Source organism: Epibacterium sp. ABV4_022, from assembly GCF_056159345.1.
Genome location: NZ_JBSWVA010000001.1, coordinates 1 through 19,720 on the forward strand (window position 1 = coordinate 1; position 19,720 = coordinate 19,720).

Annotated in this window: 17 protein-coding genes; 8 read left to right on the top strand and 9 right to left on the bottom strand. The window is 66.9% G+C overall.

Going from position 1 to position 19,720, the window contains the following annotated elements; genetic code table 11:
- Window positions 1-54: 54 nt before the first annotated feature.
- The 4 genes from ACXAF5_RS00005 to gpmI all read right to left on the bottom strand — a co-directional run bounded on the left by ACXAF5_RS00005 (window position 55) and on the right by gpmI (window position 5,930).
- Window positions 55-1,116 carry a bifunctional transcriptional activator/DNA repair enzyme AdaA gene (locus tag ACXAF5_RS00005; RefSeq protein ID WP_474945069.1) on the bottom strand — a complete coding sequence of 354 codons (1,062 nt, stop codon included), beginning with the start codon at window positions 1,114-1,116 and terminating at the stop codon, window positions 55-57.
- 800 nt (window positions 1,117-1,916) lie between these two features.
- Window positions 1,917-3,254 carry a S41 family peptidase gene (locus ACXAF5_RS00010; RefSeq protein ID WP_239325071.1) on the bottom strand — a complete coding sequence of 446 codons (1,338 nt, stop codon included), beginning with the start codon at window positions 3,252-3,254 and terminating at the stop codon, window positions 1,917-1,919.
- 7 nt (window positions 3,255-3,261) lie between these two features.
- On the bottom strand, window positions 3,262-4,413 hold the full coding sequence (locus ACXAF5_RS00015; RefSeq protein WP_370645779.1) for a murein hydrolase activator EnvC family protein: 1,152 nt from the start codon (window positions 4,411-4,413) through the stop codon (window positions 3,262-3,264).
- The gene (gene gpmI, locus ACXAF5_RS00020) at window positions 4,410-5,930 is read right to left on the bottom strand and encodes a 2,3-bisphosphoglycerate-independent phosphoglycerate mutase (RefSeq protein WP_474945070.1); all 1,521 of its coding nucleotides are present in this window, start codon (window positions 5,928-5,930) and stop codon (window positions 4,410-4,412) included. The genes ACXAF5_RS00015 and gpmI overlap by 4 nt, the downstream gene beginning before the upstream one ends.
- A 328-nt stretch (window positions 5,931-6,258) precedes the next feature.
- On the opposite strand from gpmI, the gene ACXAF5_RS00025 reads away from it, so the two are divergent.
- The gene (locus ACXAF5_RS00025) at window positions 6,259-6,720 is read left to right on the top strand and encodes a DUF1203 domain-containing protein (protein WP_474945071.1); all 462 of its coding nucleotides are present in this window, start codon (window positions 6,259-6,261) and stop codon (window positions 6,718-6,720) included.
- Between the two features lie 5 nt (window positions 6,721-6,725).
- Here ACXAF5_RS00025 and ACXAF5_RS00030 read toward each other — a convergent pair whose 3' ends face one another.
- The 3 genes from ACXAF5_RS00030 to ACXAF5_RS00040 all read right to left on the bottom strand — a co-directional run bounded on the left by ACXAF5_RS00030 (window position 6,726) and on the right by ACXAF5_RS00040 (window position 8,868).
- Entirely contained in the window at window positions 6,726-7,349 is a 624-nt protein-coding gene (locus tag ACXAF5_RS00030) for a LysE family translocator (protein ID WP_474945072.1), read from the bottom strand.
- A 119-nt stretch (window positions 7,350-7,468) separates the two neighbouring features.
- Window positions 7,469-7,939, bottom strand: coding sequence for an N-acetyltransferase family protein (locus ACXAF5_RS00035; RefSeq protein ID WP_474945073.1), 471 nt, complete (start codon window positions 7,937-7,939; stop codon window positions 7,469-7,471).
- Window positions 7,939-8,868, bottom strand: a complete 930-nt coding sequence (locus ACXAF5_RS00040) for an ABC transporter ATP-binding protein (RefSeq protein WP_239367862.1) — start codon at window positions 8,866-8,868, stop codon at window positions 7,939-7,941. The genes ACXAF5_RS00035 and ACXAF5_RS00040 overlap by 1 nt, the downstream gene beginning before the upstream one ends.
- A gap of 70 nt (window positions 8,869-8,938) precedes the next feature.
- Between ACXAF5_RS00040 and ACXAF5_RS00045 the strand changes: the two genes are divergently transcribed.
- The 4 genes from ACXAF5_RS00045 to ACXAF5_RS00060 all read left to right on the top strand — a co-directional run bounded on the left by ACXAF5_RS00045 (window position 8,939) and on the right by ACXAF5_RS00060 (window position 13,056).
- A complete protein-coding gene (locus ACXAF5_RS00045) occupies window positions 8,939-9,121 on the top strand; it encodes a zinc-finger domain-containing protein (protein WP_005679955.1) in 183 nt (60 codons plus the stop codon).
- A 53-nt stretch (window positions 9,122-9,174) separates the two neighbouring features.
- Window positions 9,175-9,660, top strand: a complete 486-nt coding sequence (locus tag ACXAF5_RS00050) for a flavodoxin family protein (protein WP_474945074.1) — start codon at window positions 9,175-9,177, stop codon at window positions 9,658-9,660.
- Window positions 9,661-9,893: 233 nt separating this feature from the next.
- Window positions 9,894-12,701, top strand: coding sequence for a DNA polymerase I (polA, locus tag ACXAF5_RS00055; protein ID WP_474945075.1), 2,808 nt, complete (start codon window positions 9,894-9,896; stop codon window positions 12,699-12,701).
- 91 nt (window positions 12,702-12,792) lie between these two features.
- A complete protein-coding gene (locus ACXAF5_RS00060) occupies window positions 12,793-13,056 on the top strand; it encodes a hypothetical protein (protein ID WP_046002071.1) in 264 nt (87 codons plus the stop codon).
- A 199-nt stretch (window positions 13,057-13,255) separates the two neighbouring features.
- On the opposite strand, the gene ACXAF5_RS00065 is transcribed toward ACXAF5_RS00060, so the two are convergent.
- Window positions 13,256-14,023: a hydroxypyruvate isomerase family protein gene (locus ACXAF5_RS00065; protein ID WP_474945076.1), complete on the bottom strand. Its 768-nt coding sequence runs from the start codon at window positions 14,021-14,023 to the stop codon at window positions 13,256-13,258.
- Window positions 14,024-14,301: 278 nt separating this feature from the next.
- A complete protein-coding gene (locus ACXAF5_RS00070; RefSeq protein ID WP_474945077.1) occupies window positions 14,302-14,883 on the bottom strand; it encodes a DUF1285 domain-containing protein in 582 nt (193 codons plus the stop codon).
- 64 nt (window positions 14,884-14,947) lie between these two features.
- Between ACXAF5_RS00070 and ACXAF5_RS00075 the strand changes: the two genes are divergently transcribed.
- Genes ACXAF5_RS00075 through ACXAF5_RS00085 form a run of 3 tightly spaced genes read left to right on the top strand, consistent with a single transcriptional unit; the run spans window position 14,948 to window position 19,676 of the window.
- Window positions 14,948-15,955 carry an AAA family ATPase gene (locus tag ACXAF5_RS00075; RefSeq protein ID WP_474945078.1) on the top strand — a complete coding sequence of 336 codons (1,008 nt, stop codon included), beginning with the start codon at window positions 14,948-14,950 and terminating at the stop codon, window positions 15,953-15,955.
- Window positions 15,952-16,860, top strand: a complete 909-nt coding sequence (locus tag ACXAF5_RS00080) for a DUF58 domain-containing protein (RefSeq protein ID WP_474945079.1) — start codon at window positions 15,952-15,954, stop codon at window positions 16,858-16,860. Before ACXAF5_RS00075 ends, ACXAF5_RS00080 begins: the two co-directional genes overlap by 4 nt.
- The gene (locus ACXAF5_RS00085; RefSeq protein WP_474945080.1) at window positions 16,857-19,676 is read left to right on the top strand and encodes a DUF4159 domain-containing protein; all 2,820 of its coding nucleotides are present in this window, start codon (window positions 16,857-16,859) and stop codon (window positions 19,674-19,676) included. Before ACXAF5_RS00080 ends, ACXAF5_RS00085 begins: the two co-directional genes overlap by 4 nt.
- Window positions 19,677-19,720: the final 44 nt, after the last annotated feature.

A 19,720-nucleotide genomic window follows, 5' to 3' on the forward strand; every position in this document is an offset into this window, starting at 1 on the left:
GTCCGACCGCACAGGTCGGAAGCCCCTTCTGACACCAGGGAAACGGGGGGCGTACTAGGCGGCGGATGTGCTCAGGCTGCGTTCGATCTCGATCAGGCGCTGCTTACGCCACAGGCCGCCACCATAGCCGGTCAATGCGCCGTCGGCCCCCAGCACCCGGTGACAGGGGATCATCACCGCGATCTGATTGGCCCCATTGGCACGGGCCACCGCGCGGCTGGACCCGGGGCGCCCCAGCGCCTTGGCCAACTCGCCGTAACTGCGGGTTTCCCCGGCGGGGATCTCGCGCAGGGCGCGCCAGACCTCCGCTTCGAAGCCGGTGCCATGATAGGCCAGCGGCGTCTCAAACCGCGCCGCCTGACCCGCGAAATAGGCCGCAAGCTCCTCTGCCGCCTGGTCGATCACCGCCGGGCGACCAAAGCCGAGCCCGCCGGGCTGGCGCTTTTGCAGCTTTGCCACCTCGCGCGGCAGCGCCTTGCGATCGGCAAATTCCAGCAGGTGCAGGCGATGCTGGCCGGCCACCGCCACCATCGCCCCCAGCGGCGTATCGATCCAGTCGGCCAGCAGCTGCGCGTCCTTGCGAAAGGCACCCGGCGCCACCCCGACCAACCGTGCAAAGGCGGCGCGAAAGGCGCTTGGGCTCTCGAAACCGGCATCAAGCTGCGCCGCAATCACCGGCTCGCCCGCGCTCAGGGTGGTGAAACCGTCCCGCAACCGGCGCTGGCGGGCCATTTCCAGAAAGGTCATGCCGAACTGCCGCTTGAAGGCGCGCCGGGTGGTGGAGGGATCCAGCCCCATGGCGATCACGTCACCCTCGCCCCAGCGATGGCCCGGGCGCGCTTCCAACGCCGCCAGCAAGCGCCGCACGTTCGGATCATTGCCCGCCGCCGCATCGACCGGGTGGCAGCGTTTGCAGGCGCGAAACCCCGCCTCGATACAGGCGCCGGGCGTGGCAAAGAACTGGCAGTTCTCGAACTTCGGCTTGCGCGCCGGACAGGTCAGGCGACAGAAAATACCGGTCGAGGTGACCCCCACATAAGCGCGCCCGTCATAGGCCGCATCGCGGGAGAGCAACGCTTGATACAGCGTCTGTGAATCAGGCAAATCGAACATCATGACACCAAGCTTAGCCCAGATCGCCCGGCGATGACGCCGAAAATCGGGCGTCTATTCCCCCGCCGCTGCGCGGACGAAAATGCGGTCGACACGCGGTTTCCCCCGTAAAATCCACCAGCGCGCACCCCACACCTGTTTTGCATTGTGCAAAGGAAGCCCCATCAGGACCCAGAAAAGGACCCCCATGGCCACCAAGGACCTCGGCAAGCTGGCGGCGAAATAGGCCCACCGGGGTCCGATGCGGGATGCGCCCCGCGCCGGGCCACCTTCGCACACAACGACAATGGGCCCGCGACCAGAGCGCCCGTCCCGAGGCCGCGCCACACGCCGGCAGGGCACGCCCCCCCGTTGCCGGGCCCCCGCACGCGCCGGTGACCGGATCCTCAGATCCCTGTGGCAGGCTGGCGGGGATCGATCACCTCTACCCGGCGCGGGCAAACTGTGTGGCTGCCCGCGCTCAGACCGGAGACCGGCCCCGATAAAAAGGGGGTCGTTCTGGCAAGCCAGTGCGAGCAGGCCCCGCGGGGTCTGTCCCTCCTCCACCCGGCGGCGCCGCCCCCCTTTCGGGGCCCCAGCCACGGATCACTGGATCACCGGATCAGGCCAGCAGCCTCGGCAATGGCGATGATCCCCCGCACCCTCCGCACCAGTGTGCGGACAGACCCGCCCGGCCTCAGGCCCCGGCGGCCCTGCGTGCTTGTCGGCGCCCGCACGCCAGCCCGCACGCAAGCCGACAGGCAAAAAGGGCCGCCCGAAGGCAGCCCTTGCGTGTTGATGCGCCCGGCGCGGGATGCCCGGTATCAGTCCTTTGGACCCAGCGCCGACAGGCCCTTGAGGATGTCGATGGCATAGGCCAGCTGATAATCCTCCTCGCGCAGCTCGGCGGCCTTCTCGGCCTTTTCGCGGTCGGCCTCGATCTGGCGCACCTCGTCCTCGGACAGGCTGTCGTTGTTCAGACGCCCACGCAGGTCGGCTTCGGACCGGGGACCAAAGGCAGAGCTTGCGGGCTCGTCCTCTTCGGCCTCGGGGCGGCGGCGGGGCTGCTGCACCACGATGTCGGGGCTCACACCCAGCGCCTGAATGGACCGGCCCGACGGCGTGTAATACCGCGCGGTGGTCAGGCGCATGGCGCCATCGCCGCGCAGCGGCATCACCGTCTGCACCGAGCCCTTGCCGAAGGATTTTGTGCCCACCACGATGGCGCGGCGGTGATCCTGCAAGGCGCCGGCGACAATCTCCGAGGCCGAGGCAGAGCCGCCGTTGATCAGCACCACGATCGGCTTGCCGTCGATCAGGTCGCCCGGGGTGGCGTTGAACCGTTCGCCGTCCTCGGGCTGACGCCCGCGGGTGGAGACGATCTCGCCGCTGTCGAGGAAACTGTCGGCGACGCTGATCGCCTGGGTCAGCAACCCGCCCGGGTTGTTGCGCAGGTCCAGCACGATGCCGTTGACGTTGTCCATGCCGCCCAGCGCCTCGACCTGTTCCTCGAGGTATTCCTCCAGATTGGGCGTGGTCTGTTCGTTGAAGGTGGTGACCCGCAGCACGACGCTGTCGCCTTCGGTGCGGCTGCGCACGGCGGTGAGCTTGATGGTGTCGCGGATGATGGAGACGTCAAACGGCTCCTCCTCGCCCTCGCGCACCACGGTGATGATGATCTCGGACCCGACCGGGCCGCGCATCAGCTCCACCGCTTCATCGAGGCCGAGGCCCAGCAGGCTCTCGCCATCCACATGGGTGATGAAATCGCCCGCCTCGACACCGGCCTCATAGGCGGGGGTGCCATCCATCGGCGAGACCACCTTGACGAAGCCGTCCTCCTGCGTGACCTCGATGCCGAGGCCGCCGAATTCGCCCCGGGTCTGCACCCGCATCTTGGAGGCGTCATCGGGCGACAGGTAGCTGGAGTGCGGGTCGAGCGATTGCAGCATGCCGCCGATCGCGGCCTCGATCAGCTCGGTCTCGTCCACCTCTTCGACATATTGTGCGCGGATGCGTTCGAAGATGTCTCCGAACAGGTCGAGCTGCTCGTAGACGGTTGCCTCACTGCTTTCCTGTGCCAGCAGCGGTGCCGCCACATAGGTCGTCGCCACAAAGCCCGCGAGCGTCCCGCCCAGAGCCGCCATCGCAAATTTCTTCATCTCTTGCCTATCCACCTTGCCCGGTCCTGAACCACGTTTCCGGGTCCACGGGACTGTTTTCCATTCTGACTTCTATATAGAGCGTTTCCGAGCGGCCAGTTCCACCCCCTTCACCGCTAAGTGACAAAATCGCGCTGCTCGCGGCCGCCTCACCGCCCATCAGACCCACCGGCGTGCCCTCGGGAATGACCTGTCCGGCGCTGCCAAAGACCTCGGCAAGGCCGGAGAGGATGAACAATGTGTCCGGCTGCGGCTCAAGAATCACCACATTGCCCAGGTCCAGCAAGGGCCCGAGATAGCGGATGGTGGCCGCCGTAGGGCTGGTGACCAGCGCCCGCGGACGGGTCGCCACCAGCACCCCGGCCCGGGCCACCCCGGCGGCATCCCGCTCGCCGTAGCCACGCAGCAGCAGCCCCTCGACCGGCAGCGCCAGATCGCCGCGGCGGTCGGAGATGTCGCCACGGGTGGTCTCGATGCCGTTGGCCTCGGCAATCAGCGCCAGACCGTCCGCAAACCCGGTGAGCGTCTCGGTCGAGGAGATCAGGATCGCGGTCTGCACCGGATCCTCGGTATAGCGCTGCGGCAGATCCTGGCGGTCGGCGATCGCCGTCGACAGCGCCGCACGGGCCGCCTGCACCCCCTGCAAGCCCTCCTCCAGTTTCTGCGCCGCGCTCTGTTGCAAGAGCCGCAGGTCGCGCACCTCCTGCACGTCGTTGCGCAGCGCATCGGCGCGGGCCTGCACCCCCGGGGTGACCTCCGCCAGCATCATCGCCGACCGGGCCGCGCCGAGCGGGCCGGAGGGATGCAGCATCAGCACTGGCGGCGTCGAGGTCTCGATGGTGGTGATCACCCCCAGCAGCTCCGCCACCTCGCCCTCGCGCGCCTTCAGCTGCGTGGTCAGCTGGGTTTCCCGCCGCGCCACCCGGCGCAGCCCGTCCCGCATCGCCTGCAGCCCGGCCTCATAGGCCCGCACCGTCTCGGTGAGCGCCTTGACCCGATCGCGCGCGCCCTCGGCCTGATCCAGACGCACTGCCGCCGCCTCAAGCGCCGACGCGGCCGATGCCGCCGCCTCGCCCGGGTCGGACGGCGCCGCCCGCACCACGCCCGCCGTAAACGCGGCGAGGCCGAGTCCCAGAACCATTGCCCATGCCCGGCTCATGCCAGCAGGCTCTCCCCGGTCATCTCCGCGGGTTGCTCCAGCTCCATCAAGGCCAGCAGCGTCGGCGCCAGATCGGCCAGACGCCCGTCCTTCAGCGCCGCCCCCTCCGGCCCACCGACCAGCGCCACCGGCACCAGGTTGGTGGTATGCGCCGTATGGGCGCCGCCTGTGTCCGGGTCGACCATCACCTCGCAATTGCCGTGGTCGGCGGTGACGATCATCGCGCCGCCCGCCTCTTTCAGGGCCGCGACAACCGCGCCAAGGCCCTGATCCACCGCCTCACAGGCCCTGATCGCCGCATCGAGGTCGCCTGTGTGACCAACCATGTCGGGGTTGGCGTAATTGGTGACAATGAGGTCATAGCCCGCCTTGATCGCCTCGACGAATTTCGCGGTGACCTCGGGCGCGGACATCTCGGGCTGCAAATCATAGGTCGCCACCTTGGGCGATTTGGGCATGAAGCGGTCCTCGCCCTCCTCGGGTACCTCCTTGCCACCATTGAGGAAGAAGGTCACATGGGGATATTTCTCGGTCTCCGCCAGACGGAACTGGCGCTTGCCCTGTTTGGCCACCCATTCGCCCAGCGTGTTGACGATAGCCTTTTTTGGATAGGCGGTGGTCATATAGGCGTTGTGGCCCTGGGAATATTCCACCATGCCCAGCAGCCCCGCGAGCGCGGGCCGGGGGCCGGTGTCGAACTCTGCAAACTCCGGCTCGCCAATGGCGCGCAGGATTTCCCGCGCCCGGTCCGCCCGGAAGTTGAGGCAGAAAAACCCGTCGCCGTCCTGCATGCCATCGAACCCCTCGACCACCGTGGCCTTGACGAATTCGTCCAGCTCGTCACGCCCATAGGCGGCCTCAACTGCCTCTTTGGCGGTGGCGGCGGTGAACTGACCTTCCCCCTTCACCATCGCAGCATAGGCCTGCGACACCCGTTCCCAGCGGTTGTCGCGGTCCATGGCGAAATAACGCCCGGTGACGGTGGCGATCCGCGCCCCTGCGGCCATACCGGCCTCAAGCTGATCCAGATAACCCAGCGCCGATTTCGGCGCCACGTCGCGCCCGTCGGTGACCGCATGCAGCCAGACCGGCACGCCCGCATCGCGGATCGCCTTAATCGCGGCCAGGATGTGGGTCACATGGCCATGCACGCCGCCATCGGAGACCAGCCCCATCAGATGCGCCGCCCCCCCAGTTTCCTTCAGCTTTGCGATAAAGGCCTGAAGCGCGGCATTGTCGTAAAAGGACCCGTCCTCGATCGCCAGATCGATCTGGCCGAGATCCATCGCCACCACCCGGCCCGCGCCAATATTGGTATGCCCCACCTCGGAATTGCCCATCTGACCGCTGGGCAGCCCCACATCGGGACCATGGGTGATCAGCCGCGCGGTGGGGCTGCTTGCCATGATCGCATCCAGCGTTGGCGTCTTTGCAAGATAGGGCGCATTGGCCGGTCCCGGCTCGGCACTGCCCCAGCCATCGAGGATGCAAAGAACAACGGGTTTGGGTGCGGGCATGTTTCGTCTCCGGTCAGCGACAATGGTTTGTCCCGGGTTCTACAGCCTGTGACGCGGTTGGGAAACCGGGGAGTGCGATCTCGGCAGTTTTGTGACAGCGGGCCTTGCAGGTTTCATGCATCGCCAGCGGCGCGCGATGCGCAGCGCGCCGCCAGGCGCGCTGCCGGGCCCAACGGGGGCGGCGGCATTTACAATGCAGACGCCCCCGGCGGGAGCCTCCCCCGGCATGGGGCGCCTGCCACCGCGGCGAAGGCGCAAGATCCGGGTCGCGGCGGCAATGCAGGGGTTGCTAGCCATGGCGGACAGATCAACAATAGGACGATCCCCCATGCCCCAGATCATCGCCATGCCCACCGAAACCGTGCGCGCCTATCAGGCCGGCCAGCCCGACGCCCATGGCCAGACACCGGAACGCGCCACCTCTGACGGCGGTGGCAACCCCTGTCGCCATTGCCTGACCTATATCCCCGAGGGGGCCGAGATGCTGATCCTCGCGCATCGCCCCTTTCCCACAGCACAGCCCTATGCGGAAACCGGGCCGATCTTCCTCTGCGCCGATGCTTGCACCCGGCACGCGGGCCCGGAGATGCCCGAGGTCTTCACCCGGTCCCCCGACTATCTGATCAAGGGGTATGGCGCAGACGACCGCATCGTTTACGGCACCGGGATCGTGATCGACAAGGACCGGATGATGGCGCAGGCCGAAGAGATCCTCGCCGACCCGCGCGTGCGCTACATCCACGTCCGATCCGCACGCAACAACTGCTATCAGGCGAGGATCGAGCGCTGACGCCCTTAGCGCGCGGCAACGAGGCCAAGGCCACTGGCGACGAACACCCCGCCCGTGGCCTTATGCAGCCGTGACATCGCCCGGCGGGACAGTTTCAATTCGCGCACCCAAGCGCCAAGCCCGCAGTAAAACGCCGCCACACCAAATGACCCCAGTCCGACCACTGTGACCATTGTGGCAAGCTGTCCAAGTCCTGTGCCTTCAGGTGACAGGAACTGCGGAAACAACGCGGTGAAGAATATGATGGCCTTGGGATTGCTCGCCGCCACGGTGAAGCCGCTGATAAACAGGCGGGCAGAACTCATGGTGGCTGGCCCCATCGCCTCTGCCATATCGACCCGCCGCGCAGCGCTGCGCCACATCTGGATACCCGCCCAGATCAGATAGGCAGCGCCCAGGTATTTTACCACCAGAAACAGGCTCGCGGACCCGGCAAGCACCACCCCCAGCCCGGCAGAGGCTGCAATCGCCTGCAAGATCGACGCCGATGCATTGCCCAGCGCGGTCCAGATCGACCGCAGCCAACCGCTCGCTGCACCATGGGCAAATGCGATCAGCGTGCTTGGACCGGGAATGAGAGAGACCCCGACAACCGCAGCTGCAAACAGGACGATCTGATGCAAATCCATTCCTAAAATCCCTCTCAGCCAAATACCGACGCCCAACACAGCCGTGCCGCGCCTGAACGTTTCAGGAACCTTATGCGGCGCGATCGCCCGGAGCGAGCGTTCATTGCGCCAGAGTAAACCTAGGGCAGCGTCTTGGTCATTGCGTAATTGTGGATCATCACACCGCGCCGTTCGAACTCGCGGCGCCCGGCCTCGGAAAAACCCTGCCGCAGAAAGAACCGCCGCGCCGCCTCGCTGGCTTCGACATAAAGCGACGCAAGACCAAGATTGCGCGCCTCCCCCTCCAGCTGGGCATAGAGGTCGGCGCCGATGCCCGTGCCAGCCACCTCGGGGGCAAGGTAGAAACAGTCGATGTGGCCGTCGGCCTCCAGCTCGATAAAGCCTTGCGCCACGTCGTTTGCATCCGCTGCGACCCAGATACGGCGGCCGTCGCGGGCGCGCTCCAGCACCCGGTCGACCGGGGCGGGTTCCGGGCTCCATGCGGCGCATTGTGCGGGGGTATAATCCCGCGCGCCGACCTGATGCACGGCGGTGTGAAAGATCCGCGCCCAGTCGGCGGCGTCACGGGGTTCAAACGGGCGGATCCGCATCAGCGGGACTTCGTCAGCGCGAGGAAGACATCTTCGAGGTCGGCCTCTTCGGTTTTGACGTCCCGGATGGAAATCCCGGCTGCGCGCACCGCCTCCAGCACCGCCTCGGCAGAGGTTTCGTTGCTGTGATAGCGCAGCACCACCGCGCCGTCGCCGCGCAGCTCGGCCTCGATGCCCGGCCCTTGTGGCAGGGTCGTGACGGGGGCGGCGGGCTGAACCACCATGGCGCGCGCATCAAGGCGGCCCAGCAGGTTTGCAGTCGAATCCCGCGCCACCACTTCGCCCTGATTGATGATGGCGATCTCGTCGCACATCTCCTGCGCTTCCTCCAGATAATGGGTGGTGAGGATGATGGTCATGCCCTGCGCGTTCAGCTTGCGGACGTTCTCCCACAGCATCTGACGCAACTCGATGTCGACACCGGCGGTGGGCTCATCCAGCACCAGGATATTGGGGCGATGCACCAGCGCCTTGCCCAGCAGAAGCCTGCGCCGCATACCCCCCGAAAGCGTGCGGGCATAGGCTTCGGCCTTGTCCTCCAGTCCGATCAGTTTCAGGATGCCGTCGCTGTCGCGCTCGGCCTTCGGCACGCCATAGAGGCCCGCCTGCACCTCCAGCGCGCCGCGTGGGGTAAAGAACGGGTCCAGGTTCAATTCCTGTGGCATCACCCCGATCGAGGCGCGGCTCTGACGCGGGTTTTCATCCTGATCGAAGCCCCAGATCGTCACTTTGCCACTGGTCTTCAGCACCAGCCCGGCAAGGATATTGATCAGCGTCGACTTGCCCGCGCCATTCGGCCCCAAGAGGCCAAACACCGATCCACGCGGCACGGTGAGGTCGATCCCCTTCAGCGCCTGTTTCTCGGGCTGGCCCTTGCGGCCCTTGTAGGTCTTGCGCAAGGCTTCAATTCGGATTGCCTCGTCAGTCATCGCGGCTCTTGCCCCCGGTATTTCCATGGCTCATAAAGCCCCTAACGCATTAGCCAGAGGATCGCCAGCGATGACCATAGAAGCGCCGGAAACCAAGATCGTAGACAGCTACCGTGTCGCCTGCGACGGCAGCGAAGGCGCGCTCGGTCATCCGCGGGTCTATCTGCAAATCCCCGAGGACAGCGGGTTTGTCGAATGCCCCTATTGCGATTGCAAATACATCCACCGGGATTTTGAGGGCAAAGTCGCCTGAACCGGGCCGGCCCGCGCTTTTGATCCGCGCCCGGGTTCGCTAGTCTGCCGGATATGGCAGAGCTGTTGATCGTATATCATTCCCGCACCGGCGGCAGCCGGCAGATGGCCGAGGCCGCCTATGCAGGCGCTTCGGGCGAGGGGGGCGCGCGTCTGGTGCGTGCCGAGGACGCCGGGCCGGAGGATCTGCTGGCGGCCTCTGGCTATCTGTTCTGCGCGCCGGAAAACCTCGCCGCGCTGTCCGGTGCGATGAAGGAATTCTTTGATCGCTGCTACTATCCGGTGCTGGGACAGATCGAGGCGCGCCCCTATGCGCAGATGATCTGCGCCGGGTCGGATGGCGAGAACGCCGCGCGGCAATTGGCACGGATCGCGCAGGGCTGGCGGCTGAAGCCGGTGCAGGAGCCGCTGATTATCTGCACCCACGCACAGACTCCGGAGGCGATTCTGGCCGACAAGGTGATCCCCGAGGATGCATTGCAGATGTGCCGTGACTTGGGTCAGGCCCTGGCGGCGGGCCTTGTGATGGGCATGTTTTGAAGCACTGAGGACAGCCCCCGAGCCTGGGTGGGGGTGAAGCCCCCTCCCGGGGGGAGGGTCGGGGGCTGTCCGACCTATCGGCCGGACGGTGGCGCTTTCCCAAGGTCAGGCACTGTCCTCTGCAACCTGCCGATCAGCCCCCCAATCCCAAACTCCAATTGCCCTTGGCCCCCGGATCATCGATAACCCAGAAACAGAACACGAACGATTTCCCGAGAAGGAGCGCGACGGTCATGAGCGGAACGCAATTCGGCAAAGGCTGCCATCTTCACCTGATCGATGGCTCCGCCTTCATCTTTCGCGCCTACCACGCGCTGCCGCCGCTGACGCGCAAATCCGACGGGCTGCCGATCGGTGCGGTCGCGGGGTTCTGCAACATGCTGTTCAAACAGGTCGAGGACAACAAGGGCCCCGATGCGCCGACCCATGTGGCGGTGATCTTTGACCATTCGGGCAAGTCGTTCCGCAATGACATGTACGACCAGTACAAGGCCAACCGCCCCCCCGCGCCCGAGGATCTGGTGCCGCAGTTCCCGCTGACGCGCGAGGCCACCCGCGCCTTCAACATCGCCTGCAAGGAAATCGAAGGCTTCGAGGCCGATGACATCATCGCCACATTGGCCTGTCAGGCGCGCGAGGCCGGGGGTCGCGTCACCATCATCTCCTCCGACAAGGACCTGATGCAGCTGGTCGGCGACGGGGTCGAGATGCTCGACGCGATGAAGAACAAACGCATCGACAGCGATGGCGTGCGCGAGAAATTCGGCGTCGGCCCCGACCGCGTGGTGGATGTGCAGGCGCTGGCCGGTGACTCGGTCGACAACGTGCCCGGCGCGCCCGGCATCGGCATCAAGACCGCCGCGCTGCTGATCAATGAGTTCGGCTCGCTGGAGGATCTGCTGGACCGCGCCGAGGAGATCAAACAGCCCAAGCGCCGCCAGACCCTGGTGGAAAAGCGCGACCAGATCGAGATGTCCAAACGGCTGGTGCAGCTGGATTGCGACATGGAGCTGGACTTCACCCTCGACGATCTGGAAGTGCGCGACCCGGACGCCGAAACGCTCCTGGGCTTCCTCGCCGAGATGGAATTCCGCACCCTGTCCAAGCGGATGGCCGACCAGCTGGGCCGCGAGGCCCCGACCATCCCCGAAGCTCCCTCCGCCGCGGCCGCCGCGCTGGAGTTGCCCGAGGCCCCGGGCTTTGACAGTGCCGAATATACCACCGTGCGCGACGCCGAGACGCTGCAACAGTGGATCGACCTCATTCGCGACCACGGCTATGTCGCGGTGGATACCGAGACCACCGGCCTCAACGAGATGATCGCCGATCTGGTCGGCATCTGCCTCTGCGTGGTGCCCGGGCAGGCCTGCTATGTGCCGCTCACGCACAAGGCGGGCAATTCCGACGATCTGTTTGGCTCTGACGATCTGGCCGAGGGGCAGATGCCACTGACGCAGGCGCTGGAGATGCTGAAACCGGTGCTGGAGGATGACGCCATCCTCAAGATCGGCCAGAACATGAAATACGACGCCAAGATCTTTGCCCGCAACGGCATCGACGTGGCCCCGATCGACGACACCATGCTGTTGTCCTACGCGCTGCATGGCGGCATGCACGGGCATGGCATGGACACGCTGTCGGAACGCTACCTCGATCACCAACCGATCCCGATCAAATCTCTGCTGGGCAGCGGCAAATCCGCGATCACCTTTGACCGGGTGCCGATCGAGGACGCCACGCCATATGCCGCCGAGGACGCCGACATCACCCTGCGTCTGTGGCAGCAGTTCAAACCGCAATTGCACCAGAAACAGGTGACCACGGTCTACGAGACGCTGGAACGGCCGCTGGTGCCGGTGCTGGCGCAGATGGAGCAGAACGGCATCAAGGTGGACCGCGACACGCTGAGCCGGATGTCGAACGCGTTTTCGCAAAAGATGGCCGCACTGGAGGCCGAAATCCACGAGCTCGCGGGCGAGAGCTTCAACGTCGGCTCGCCCAAACAGCTGGGCGAGATCCTCTTTGACAAGTTGTCCCTACCGGGCGGTAAGAAAGGCAAGACCGGGGCCTATGCCACCGGCGCCGACATTCTGGAGGATCTGGCAACCGAGCATGAGCTGCCCGCCCGTGTGCTGGACTGGCGGCAGCTGTCGAAACTGAAATCCACCTATACCGACGCCTTGCAGGAACATATCCACCCGGAAACGGGCCGGGTGCATACCTCGTATTTGCAGACCGGGGCCAACACCGGGCGTCTGGCCTCGACCGATCCGAACCTGCAAAACATCCCCGTGCGCAGCGAGGAAGGCCGCCGCATCCGCGAGGCCTTTGTCGCCGAAGAGGGCAATGTGCTCCTGTCGCTCGACTACAGCCAGATCGAGCTGCGCATCCTGGCCCATGTGGCGGGAATCGACGCGCTGAAACAGGCCTTTGCCGATGGTCACGACATTCACGTCATGACCGCTTCTGAGGTCTTTGACGTGCCGCTGGCGGAGATGACACCGGAGATCCGCCGCAAGGCCAAGGCGATCAATTTCGGGGTGATCTACGGCATCTCGGGCTTTGGTCTGGCACGCAATCTGCGCATCCCGCGCGGCGAGGCGCAGGGCTTCATCGACCGCTATTTCGAGCGCTTCCCCGGCATCCGTCAATATATGGACGACACGGTGAATTTCGCCAAGGAGCACGGCTATGTGCAGACGCTGTTTGGCCGCAAGATCCACACGCCGGAGATTGCCGCCAAGGGGCCGCGGGCGAGCTTCGCCAAACGGGCGGCGATCAACGCGCCGATTCAGGGCACCGCCGCCGATGTGATCCGCCGCGCCATGGTGCGGATGCCGGATGCGATTGCGCATCTGCCTGCCCGCATGCTGTTGCAAGTGCACGATGAATTGCTATTTGAAGTTCCTCAGGATCACGTGGACGAAACCATTTCGGTCGCCCGCGAGATCATGGAAGGCGCGGCCGATCCGGCGGTGCATATGGACGTGAAACTGGTGGTGGACGCCGGTCGCGGCCAGAACTGGGCCGAGGCGCATTAACGCGCGCTCTGGCCCGTTTCAGACAAAGCCCTTCCCGGCGGGCGCCCGACGTGGCCGCCGGTTTTTGACCAAACCAATTGGACGACCCGTTTTGAAACCGATCATCTTGACCGCACTGCTGGCGGCGCTGACCGCCTGCGCCCATCACATCGACCCGCAGGTCACCGCCTATAACGGCGACAGCGTCACCATTGCCACCAAACAGAAATTCAAACGCCACTGGGCGCTGAAAGTGGCCCGGGACGAGGCCGACCGCGTCTGCCGCGCCGGTCAGGGCAAGCGCGCCGAACATGCCTCGACCGAGACCGACCGCGCCCGTGGCCGCAATCTGGACCTGTTCCTCTGCTTGCAGTGACCGGTCGCGCCAATACGCCCTGCGCCGCGCCAGCGGCGCCGGGCCCAACGCCCGCAGATCATCTGTGATGATCGCACGGGGGGCGGGAGCGCCCCCTGCCTGCAACAGTGACCACCCCGGAACACAGCGCATACGCAGACCTCGCCGCCGCAAACGTCAGCCTTTCAGTCAGCAAGCCAGCCAGATCAGATCGCGGGGTTCAGGCCGCTTCCAGGCTGCGCATCCAGCTCAGGCTGTCCTCGGTCCGCGGCGTGCTGGGGGTATATTCGGCGCTGACCCAGCCCTGATAGCCACTGGCGTCGATCGCCGCAAAAAGCGCGCCGAAATCCAGCGGCCCGTTGCCCGGTTCGCAGCGCGAAGGTGCGGCCGCAAACTGCACATGGGTGGCGCGGTCTCCAAAGGTCTCCCAGACCTTGAGCGCATCGCCATGGATCAGCTGCGCATGGTAGGCATCAAACTGCAGGGTCACATTCTCGCGCTCGACCTCGTCGAGGATCTCCGCCGCGAGGTTGTAATCATCGAGGAAATAGCCCGGAAAATCGCCGCTGTTCAGCGGCTCGATGGTGAACTGCTGCTGCGGTGCAGAATCCGCCGCCGCCCGCAGGTTCTGCACAAAGGTCTCGCGCGCCGCCGCGCCCTTGGCCGGACCGGCCATCACATGGATGCGCCCGGCCTTCAGCATGTCGGCATAGCGCAGCACCCGGCGGATGTCGCGCTGGAACCGGTCGGCCAGCTCCGGCACCGCCGCATAGCCGGGATCGCCGCCGGTGTAATTCGGCGGTGGCGCATTGATCAGCAGCAGGTCCAGCCCGTTGGCCAGCAGCGCGCGCTGGGTTTCCTTGGCCGCAAACTCATAGGGAAACAGCACCTCCACCGCCTCGAACCCTGCGGCGGCCGCGGCCGAAAACCGGTCCAGATAGGGAAGCTCCGCAAAGAGCATGGATAGATTGGCCGCGAATCTTGGCATTCTCACCTCCTGCTGCACGCGTGCAGTCCGGACCCGAAGTGTAGCACACTCCGCCACCGGGCGTGCGCGGGTTTTAATTTAACTTTGAACTGCATCTGCTCTGTCGAGGCCTGATATGCCGCGCCGCCACGCAGAAGAAAACGGGTTGTTTTGTGCAATTTTAATGGCCTTCCTGACGCCGCACCGCCCGGGGGCGGCGATGGCGCTGCCACCCTCAGTTCGGCCAGTCTGCCGAGGCGCGCAGCTGTCGGCAAGGGGCCAGCCCGGGGGGTGCGAGGTCAGGCGGACTCCAGCCCATCTTCCGGCAGGATCGCAAAGAACTGCCCGCCCGACCACAGGCCGAACCAGCCGTCGTGGATCTCGCCGAGCTCCATCAGCCGGTAAAAACTCTTGCGGTCGATCAGCGCCTCCAGCCCGGCCCGCACATGCACATAGGGCGACGGCTCTCCGGTGGCGGGGTCCTGCTCGACCCGGATCGCGTTCTCCGCCCCTGCCACGCTGCGGTCGCCGACCTGGGTGACAAAGGTCAGGACCTGGTCCCGGCCGCTGCCGTCGACCTCGAAATCCACCGCCACAAAGGGCGCATCCTCCACCGTGATGCCGACCTTTTCCACCGGCGTCACCAGGTAATAGCGGCCCTCTTCCAGCTTCAGAATCGACGAAAACAGCCGGACCAGTTCGACGCGGTTGATCGGCGAGCCGAGATAGCTCCAGCTGCCGTCGCGATGAATGCGGATGTCGAGGTCACCGCAATAGGGCGGGTTCCACAAATGCACGGGCGGCAATCCGCCTTTGCCAGCGGCTTTTGCGCTGGCTTCAAGGCCCTTTGCCGTCGGGGTCACAGCTTTTTGTCCACTCATTCGTTTTGCCATTCCATCTGCGCGCGATACACTCAGACCATATAAGCCCACGGAAAGGGAAGTCATGAGCGAAGCACAGGATCTGTTGTCCGACATCGAAGCGCTGGAAGCAAAGCTGCAAGAGGCGCGCGCCTCGATCACCCGCCGCTTCATCGGGCAGGAACGCGTGGTGGACCTGACGCTGGCGACGCTCTTGTGCGGCGGCCACGGGCTGCTGATCGGCCTGCCGGGCCTCGGCAAGACCCGGCTGGTCGAAGCGCTGTCGACGGTGATGGGGCTGCGCGGGAATCGGGTGCAGTTCACCCCCGACCTGATGCCCGCCGATATTCTCGGCTCCGAGGTGCTGGATACGGCACCCGACGGCACCCGCGCCTTTCGTTTTGTGCAGGGGCCGATCTTCTGCCAGCTCCTGATGGCGGATGAGATCAACCGCGCCTCGCCGCGGACGCAATCGGCGCTGTTGCAGGCGATGCAGGAAAAAACCGTGACTGTCGCCGGGGCGGATCGCCCGCTGGAGGCGCCGTTTCACGTGCTGGCCACCCAGAACCCGATCGAGCAGGAGGGCACCTACCCGCTGCCCGAAGCGCAGCTGGACCGGTTCCTGTTGCAGATCGACGTGCACTACCCGGATCGCGACACCGAGCGCGACATCCTGCTGGCCACCACCGGGGTCGCCGAGGACGCGGCGCATCAGGTGTTCACCGCCGAGGAGCTGGTGGCCGCCCAGACCCTGCTGCGGCGCATGCCGGTGGGCGAGTCGGTGGTCGAGGTGATCCTCGATCTGGTGCGTGCCTTCCGCCCGCAGGAGGCCGGGGTCAGCGACCGGGTTGCCCAGACCGTGGCCTGGGGTCCGGGACCGCGCGCAGCACAAGCGCTGATGCTGGCGGTGCGGGCCCGCGCCCTGTTGCAGGGCCGCCTCGCCCCCAGTGCCGAGGATGTGATCGACATGGCCCGCCCGGTGCTCAGCCACCGCATGCAGCTCAGCTTTGCCGCCCGCGCCCGCGGCGACAGCCTGGCGGATCTGATCGACGAGACCGCCGCCACCCTGATCCGGACCGAGGCCGCCGCGTGAGCCATCCTGCCACCTCTCGCGATCTGGCCGCCCGGGGCCCCGCAGGCCAGATCCGCAGCCGCGCCGAAGAGGCCGCCAGCGTGCTGCCGCCCCTGCTGGTGCAGGCGCAGCAGCTCGCCGGGGCGGTGCTGCTGGGCGAACACGGGCGCCGGCGGTCCGGCGTGGGCGATGATTTCTGGCAATACCGTCCTGTGCAGCAGGGCGACAGCCGCCGCATGATCGACCACCGCCGCTCTGCCCGGGGCGATCAGCAATTCGTGCGCGAGCGGGAATGGCAGATCGCGCAGACCGTGCATCTGTGGGTCGATCAGGGCCAGTCGATGCGCTTTGCCTCCACCGCCGACCTGCCGCAGAAGATCGACCGCGCCCGCCTGCTGGCGCTGGCGACGGCGGTGCTGATGGTGCGCGGCGGCGAACGGGTCGGGCTGACCGGCGGGGTGCTGCCGCCCCGGCGCGGCAATATGCAGATCCTGCGACTGGCGGAGCATTTCACCACCCACGACGACACCGCCTATGCCCCGCCGGAACACCGGGCGCTGATCCCGCATGCCCGGGCGCTGTTCATCTCGGATTTCCTCGGCCCCTTCGAGGAGCTGGAAATCGCCCTCAGCAAGGCCGCCGACCGGGGTCTGCGCGGGGTGCTGTTGCAGGTGCTGGACCCGAGCGAGGAGCAGTTTCCCTTTGCCGGGCGCACCCGGTTCGAAGGGCCCGGCGACGGCGTCACCCATGAAACGCTCAAGGCGGCAGCGCTGCGCGACCGCTATCTGGAGCGGCTGGCAGAGCGCCGCGACGCCCTGGCGCGCCTGTGCCACGCCGCCGGCTGGACCTTTGGCCTGCACCACAGCGGCGAGAGCGCCCAGGCCGGGCTGCTGTGGCTCTATCACGCATTGGAGCGGCGCCGATGACCATGATCGCGGGCATAGGGTTTGCCAGCCCCTGGCTGCTGCTGGGGCTGTTGGTGCTGCCGCTTCTCTGGCTGCTGCTGCGGGCGATCCCGCCGGCTCCGAAACGGCAGCTGTTCCCCGCCGTCCGGCTGCTGCTGGGGCTGAAGGATGACGAGAGCCTGTCAGACCGCACCCCCTGGTGGCTGCTGCTGTTGCGGATGCTGGCGGTGGCGGCGGCAATCATCGGCCTGTCCGGGCCGGTGCTGAACCCGGCGCAGGACCGGAGCGGCAGCGGGCCGCTCCTCGTGGTGATGGACGCGGGCTGGGGCGGCGCGCCGCACTGGCAGCAGAACCGCACCCAGATCGAGGAAGCACTGGCCGAAGCCGGGCGCGCGGGCCGCCCGGTGGCGCTGTTGCGCCTGACCGCGCCGGAGCCGTTGCAGTTCCTCGCCGCCGGACGCTGGGAGCGCCAGTTGCCGGGTCTCACCCCGGCGCCCTGGGTGGCCGCGCCGGATCAGGTGCAGGCGGCGCAGGAGCTGATCGCCGGGGTCGAGGGCGGCTTTGACACCCTGTGGCTGAGCGATGGCCTCGCCATGCCGGGGCGGGCGGATCTGGTCGCCGCCCTGGCCGAACGCGGCGATATCGAGGTCTACGAAAGCGGCGCGCCGGTGGTCGGGTTGCTGCCCGCCACCTATGAGGACGGCGCCATTGTCCTGCGGGCCCTGCGCAGCGGCGCCGGGCTGGCGCAGGACCTGACGGTGCAGGCGCTGGGGCCGGATCCGAACGGCGTTGAACGGGCGCTGGCGGCGGCGACGCTGCGCTTTGAGCCCGGCGCCACCCAGGCCGAGGCGCAACTGGCGCTGCCGATGGAGCTGCGCTCCCGCATCAGCCGGTTCGAAGTGCTCGAAACCCGGTCGGCGGGGGCGGTCTCGCTGACCGATGACCGGCTGCGGCGGCGCGAGGTGGCGCTGATCTCGGCCCAGAGCAGCGACGAGGGGCTGGCGCTGTTGTCGCCGCTGCACTACCTGCGCCAGGCGCTGGAACCGACGGCGGAGCTGCTGGAAGGCGCGCTGACCGATCTGCTGCCCGCCAACCCGGATGTGGTGGTGCTGGCCGATGTGGCCCGGCTGGCCCCGGCGCAGGAAGAGGCGCTGGTCGACTGGGTCGATCAGGGCGGGCTGCTTCTGCGGTTTGCCGGGCCGCGGCTGGCGGCCAGCGACACCGCCCGCGACACCGAAGAGCCGCTGATGCCGGTGCGCCTGCGGATCGGCGGGCGCAGCATCGGCGGCGCCATGAGCTGGGGCGAACCCAAGGCGCTGGCGCCCTTTGCCGAAGGCTCGCCCTTCTACGGGCTGGAGATCCCGCCGGATGTGACGGTCAGTTCGCAGGTGATGGCGCAGCCCGACCCGGAGCTGGCCAGCCGCGTGGTGGCGGAGCTGAGCGACGGCACCCCGCTGGTCACCCGCAAGCCATTGGGACAGGGACAGGTGATCCTGTTCCATGTCACCGCCAACGCGGAATGGAGCACGCTGCCGCTGTCGGGCCTGTTTGTCGACATGCTGGAGCGGCTGGCGGTGTCCTCGGCGGCGAAACCGCCCGCGGCAGAGGATCTGGAGGGCACCACCTGGCAGGCGGCCGAGGTTCTGGACGGGTTTGGCCGTCTCAGCGATGCGGATACGCTTGGCGGTGTCGCCGGGCCGGATCTGGTCGCCGCCGCCGCCGGGCCGGATGTGCAGCCCGGGCTCTATACCAGCGGCAGCCGCGCCTATGCCCGCAATGTACTGCGGGACGGTGATGAGATCCAGCCCGCCACATGGCCCACCTCGGTGCCGGTGCTGCGCTATGAAGGCGCGGAGGAGCGCCCGCTGGGTGGCCTGATGCTGAGCGCGGCGCTGGTGCTCATGGCGGTGGATGTTCTGGCGGCCCTCGTGGTCTCCGGCCTGTGGTCGCCCGCCCGGATCGCCAGCCTCGCCCTGGCGGCGGGCCTTGCATCGGCGCTGATCGCGACAGGCCCCCCCGCGGCGCGCGCACAGGAACAGGCACAGGCCCAGGAACAGGCGCAGCGGGGCGCACCCGCAGCCACCGCCAGCCCGACCGAGCTGACATCCGAGCTGACCCTGGCCCATGTTCTGACCGGCGATGCGCAGGTGGACCGGGTGGCACAGGAAGGCCTGCGCGGGCTCAGCAACGTGCTGGCCCTGCGCACCTCGGTGGAGCCGGCAGCCCCCCATGGCGTTGACCTTGAAGCGGATGAGCTGGCGTTCTTTCCCTTCCTCTATTGGCCGGTGACGGAGGCGCAGCCGCTGCCCTCCTCGGCGGCCTACAGCAAGCTGAACGCCTATCTGCGCACCGGGGGCATGATCCTCTTTGACACCCGCGATGCCGATCTGGCGCTGGCCGGGGCCACCAGCGGCGCGGCGCGGCGGTTGCAACAGCTGGCGCTGCCGCTGGACATCCCGCCGCTGGAACCTCTGCCTGCCGATCACGTGCTGACCCGGGCCTTTTACCTGTTGCAGGATTTTCCCGGCCGTCACCCGCGCGGCGAGATCTGGGTCGAGGCCGCGCCGCCGGATGCGGAGCAGGTCGAGGGCCTGCCCTTCCGCAATCTCAACGACGGGGTGACGCCGGTGGTGATCGGCGGCAACGACTGGGCCGCCGCCTGGGCGGTGGATCAGAACAACGCGCCGCTCTATCCGGTCGGGCGCGGGTTTTCCGGCGAACGCCAGCGGGAGCTGGCGCGGCGGTTTGGTGTCAACCTGCTGATGCATGTGCTCACCGGCAACTACAAATCCGACCAGGTCCATGTGCCTGCGCTGCTCGACCGTCTGGGGCAGTAACCGCATGCAACACCCTGATCCCGTGGCGCAAGGAGCCCAGCCGC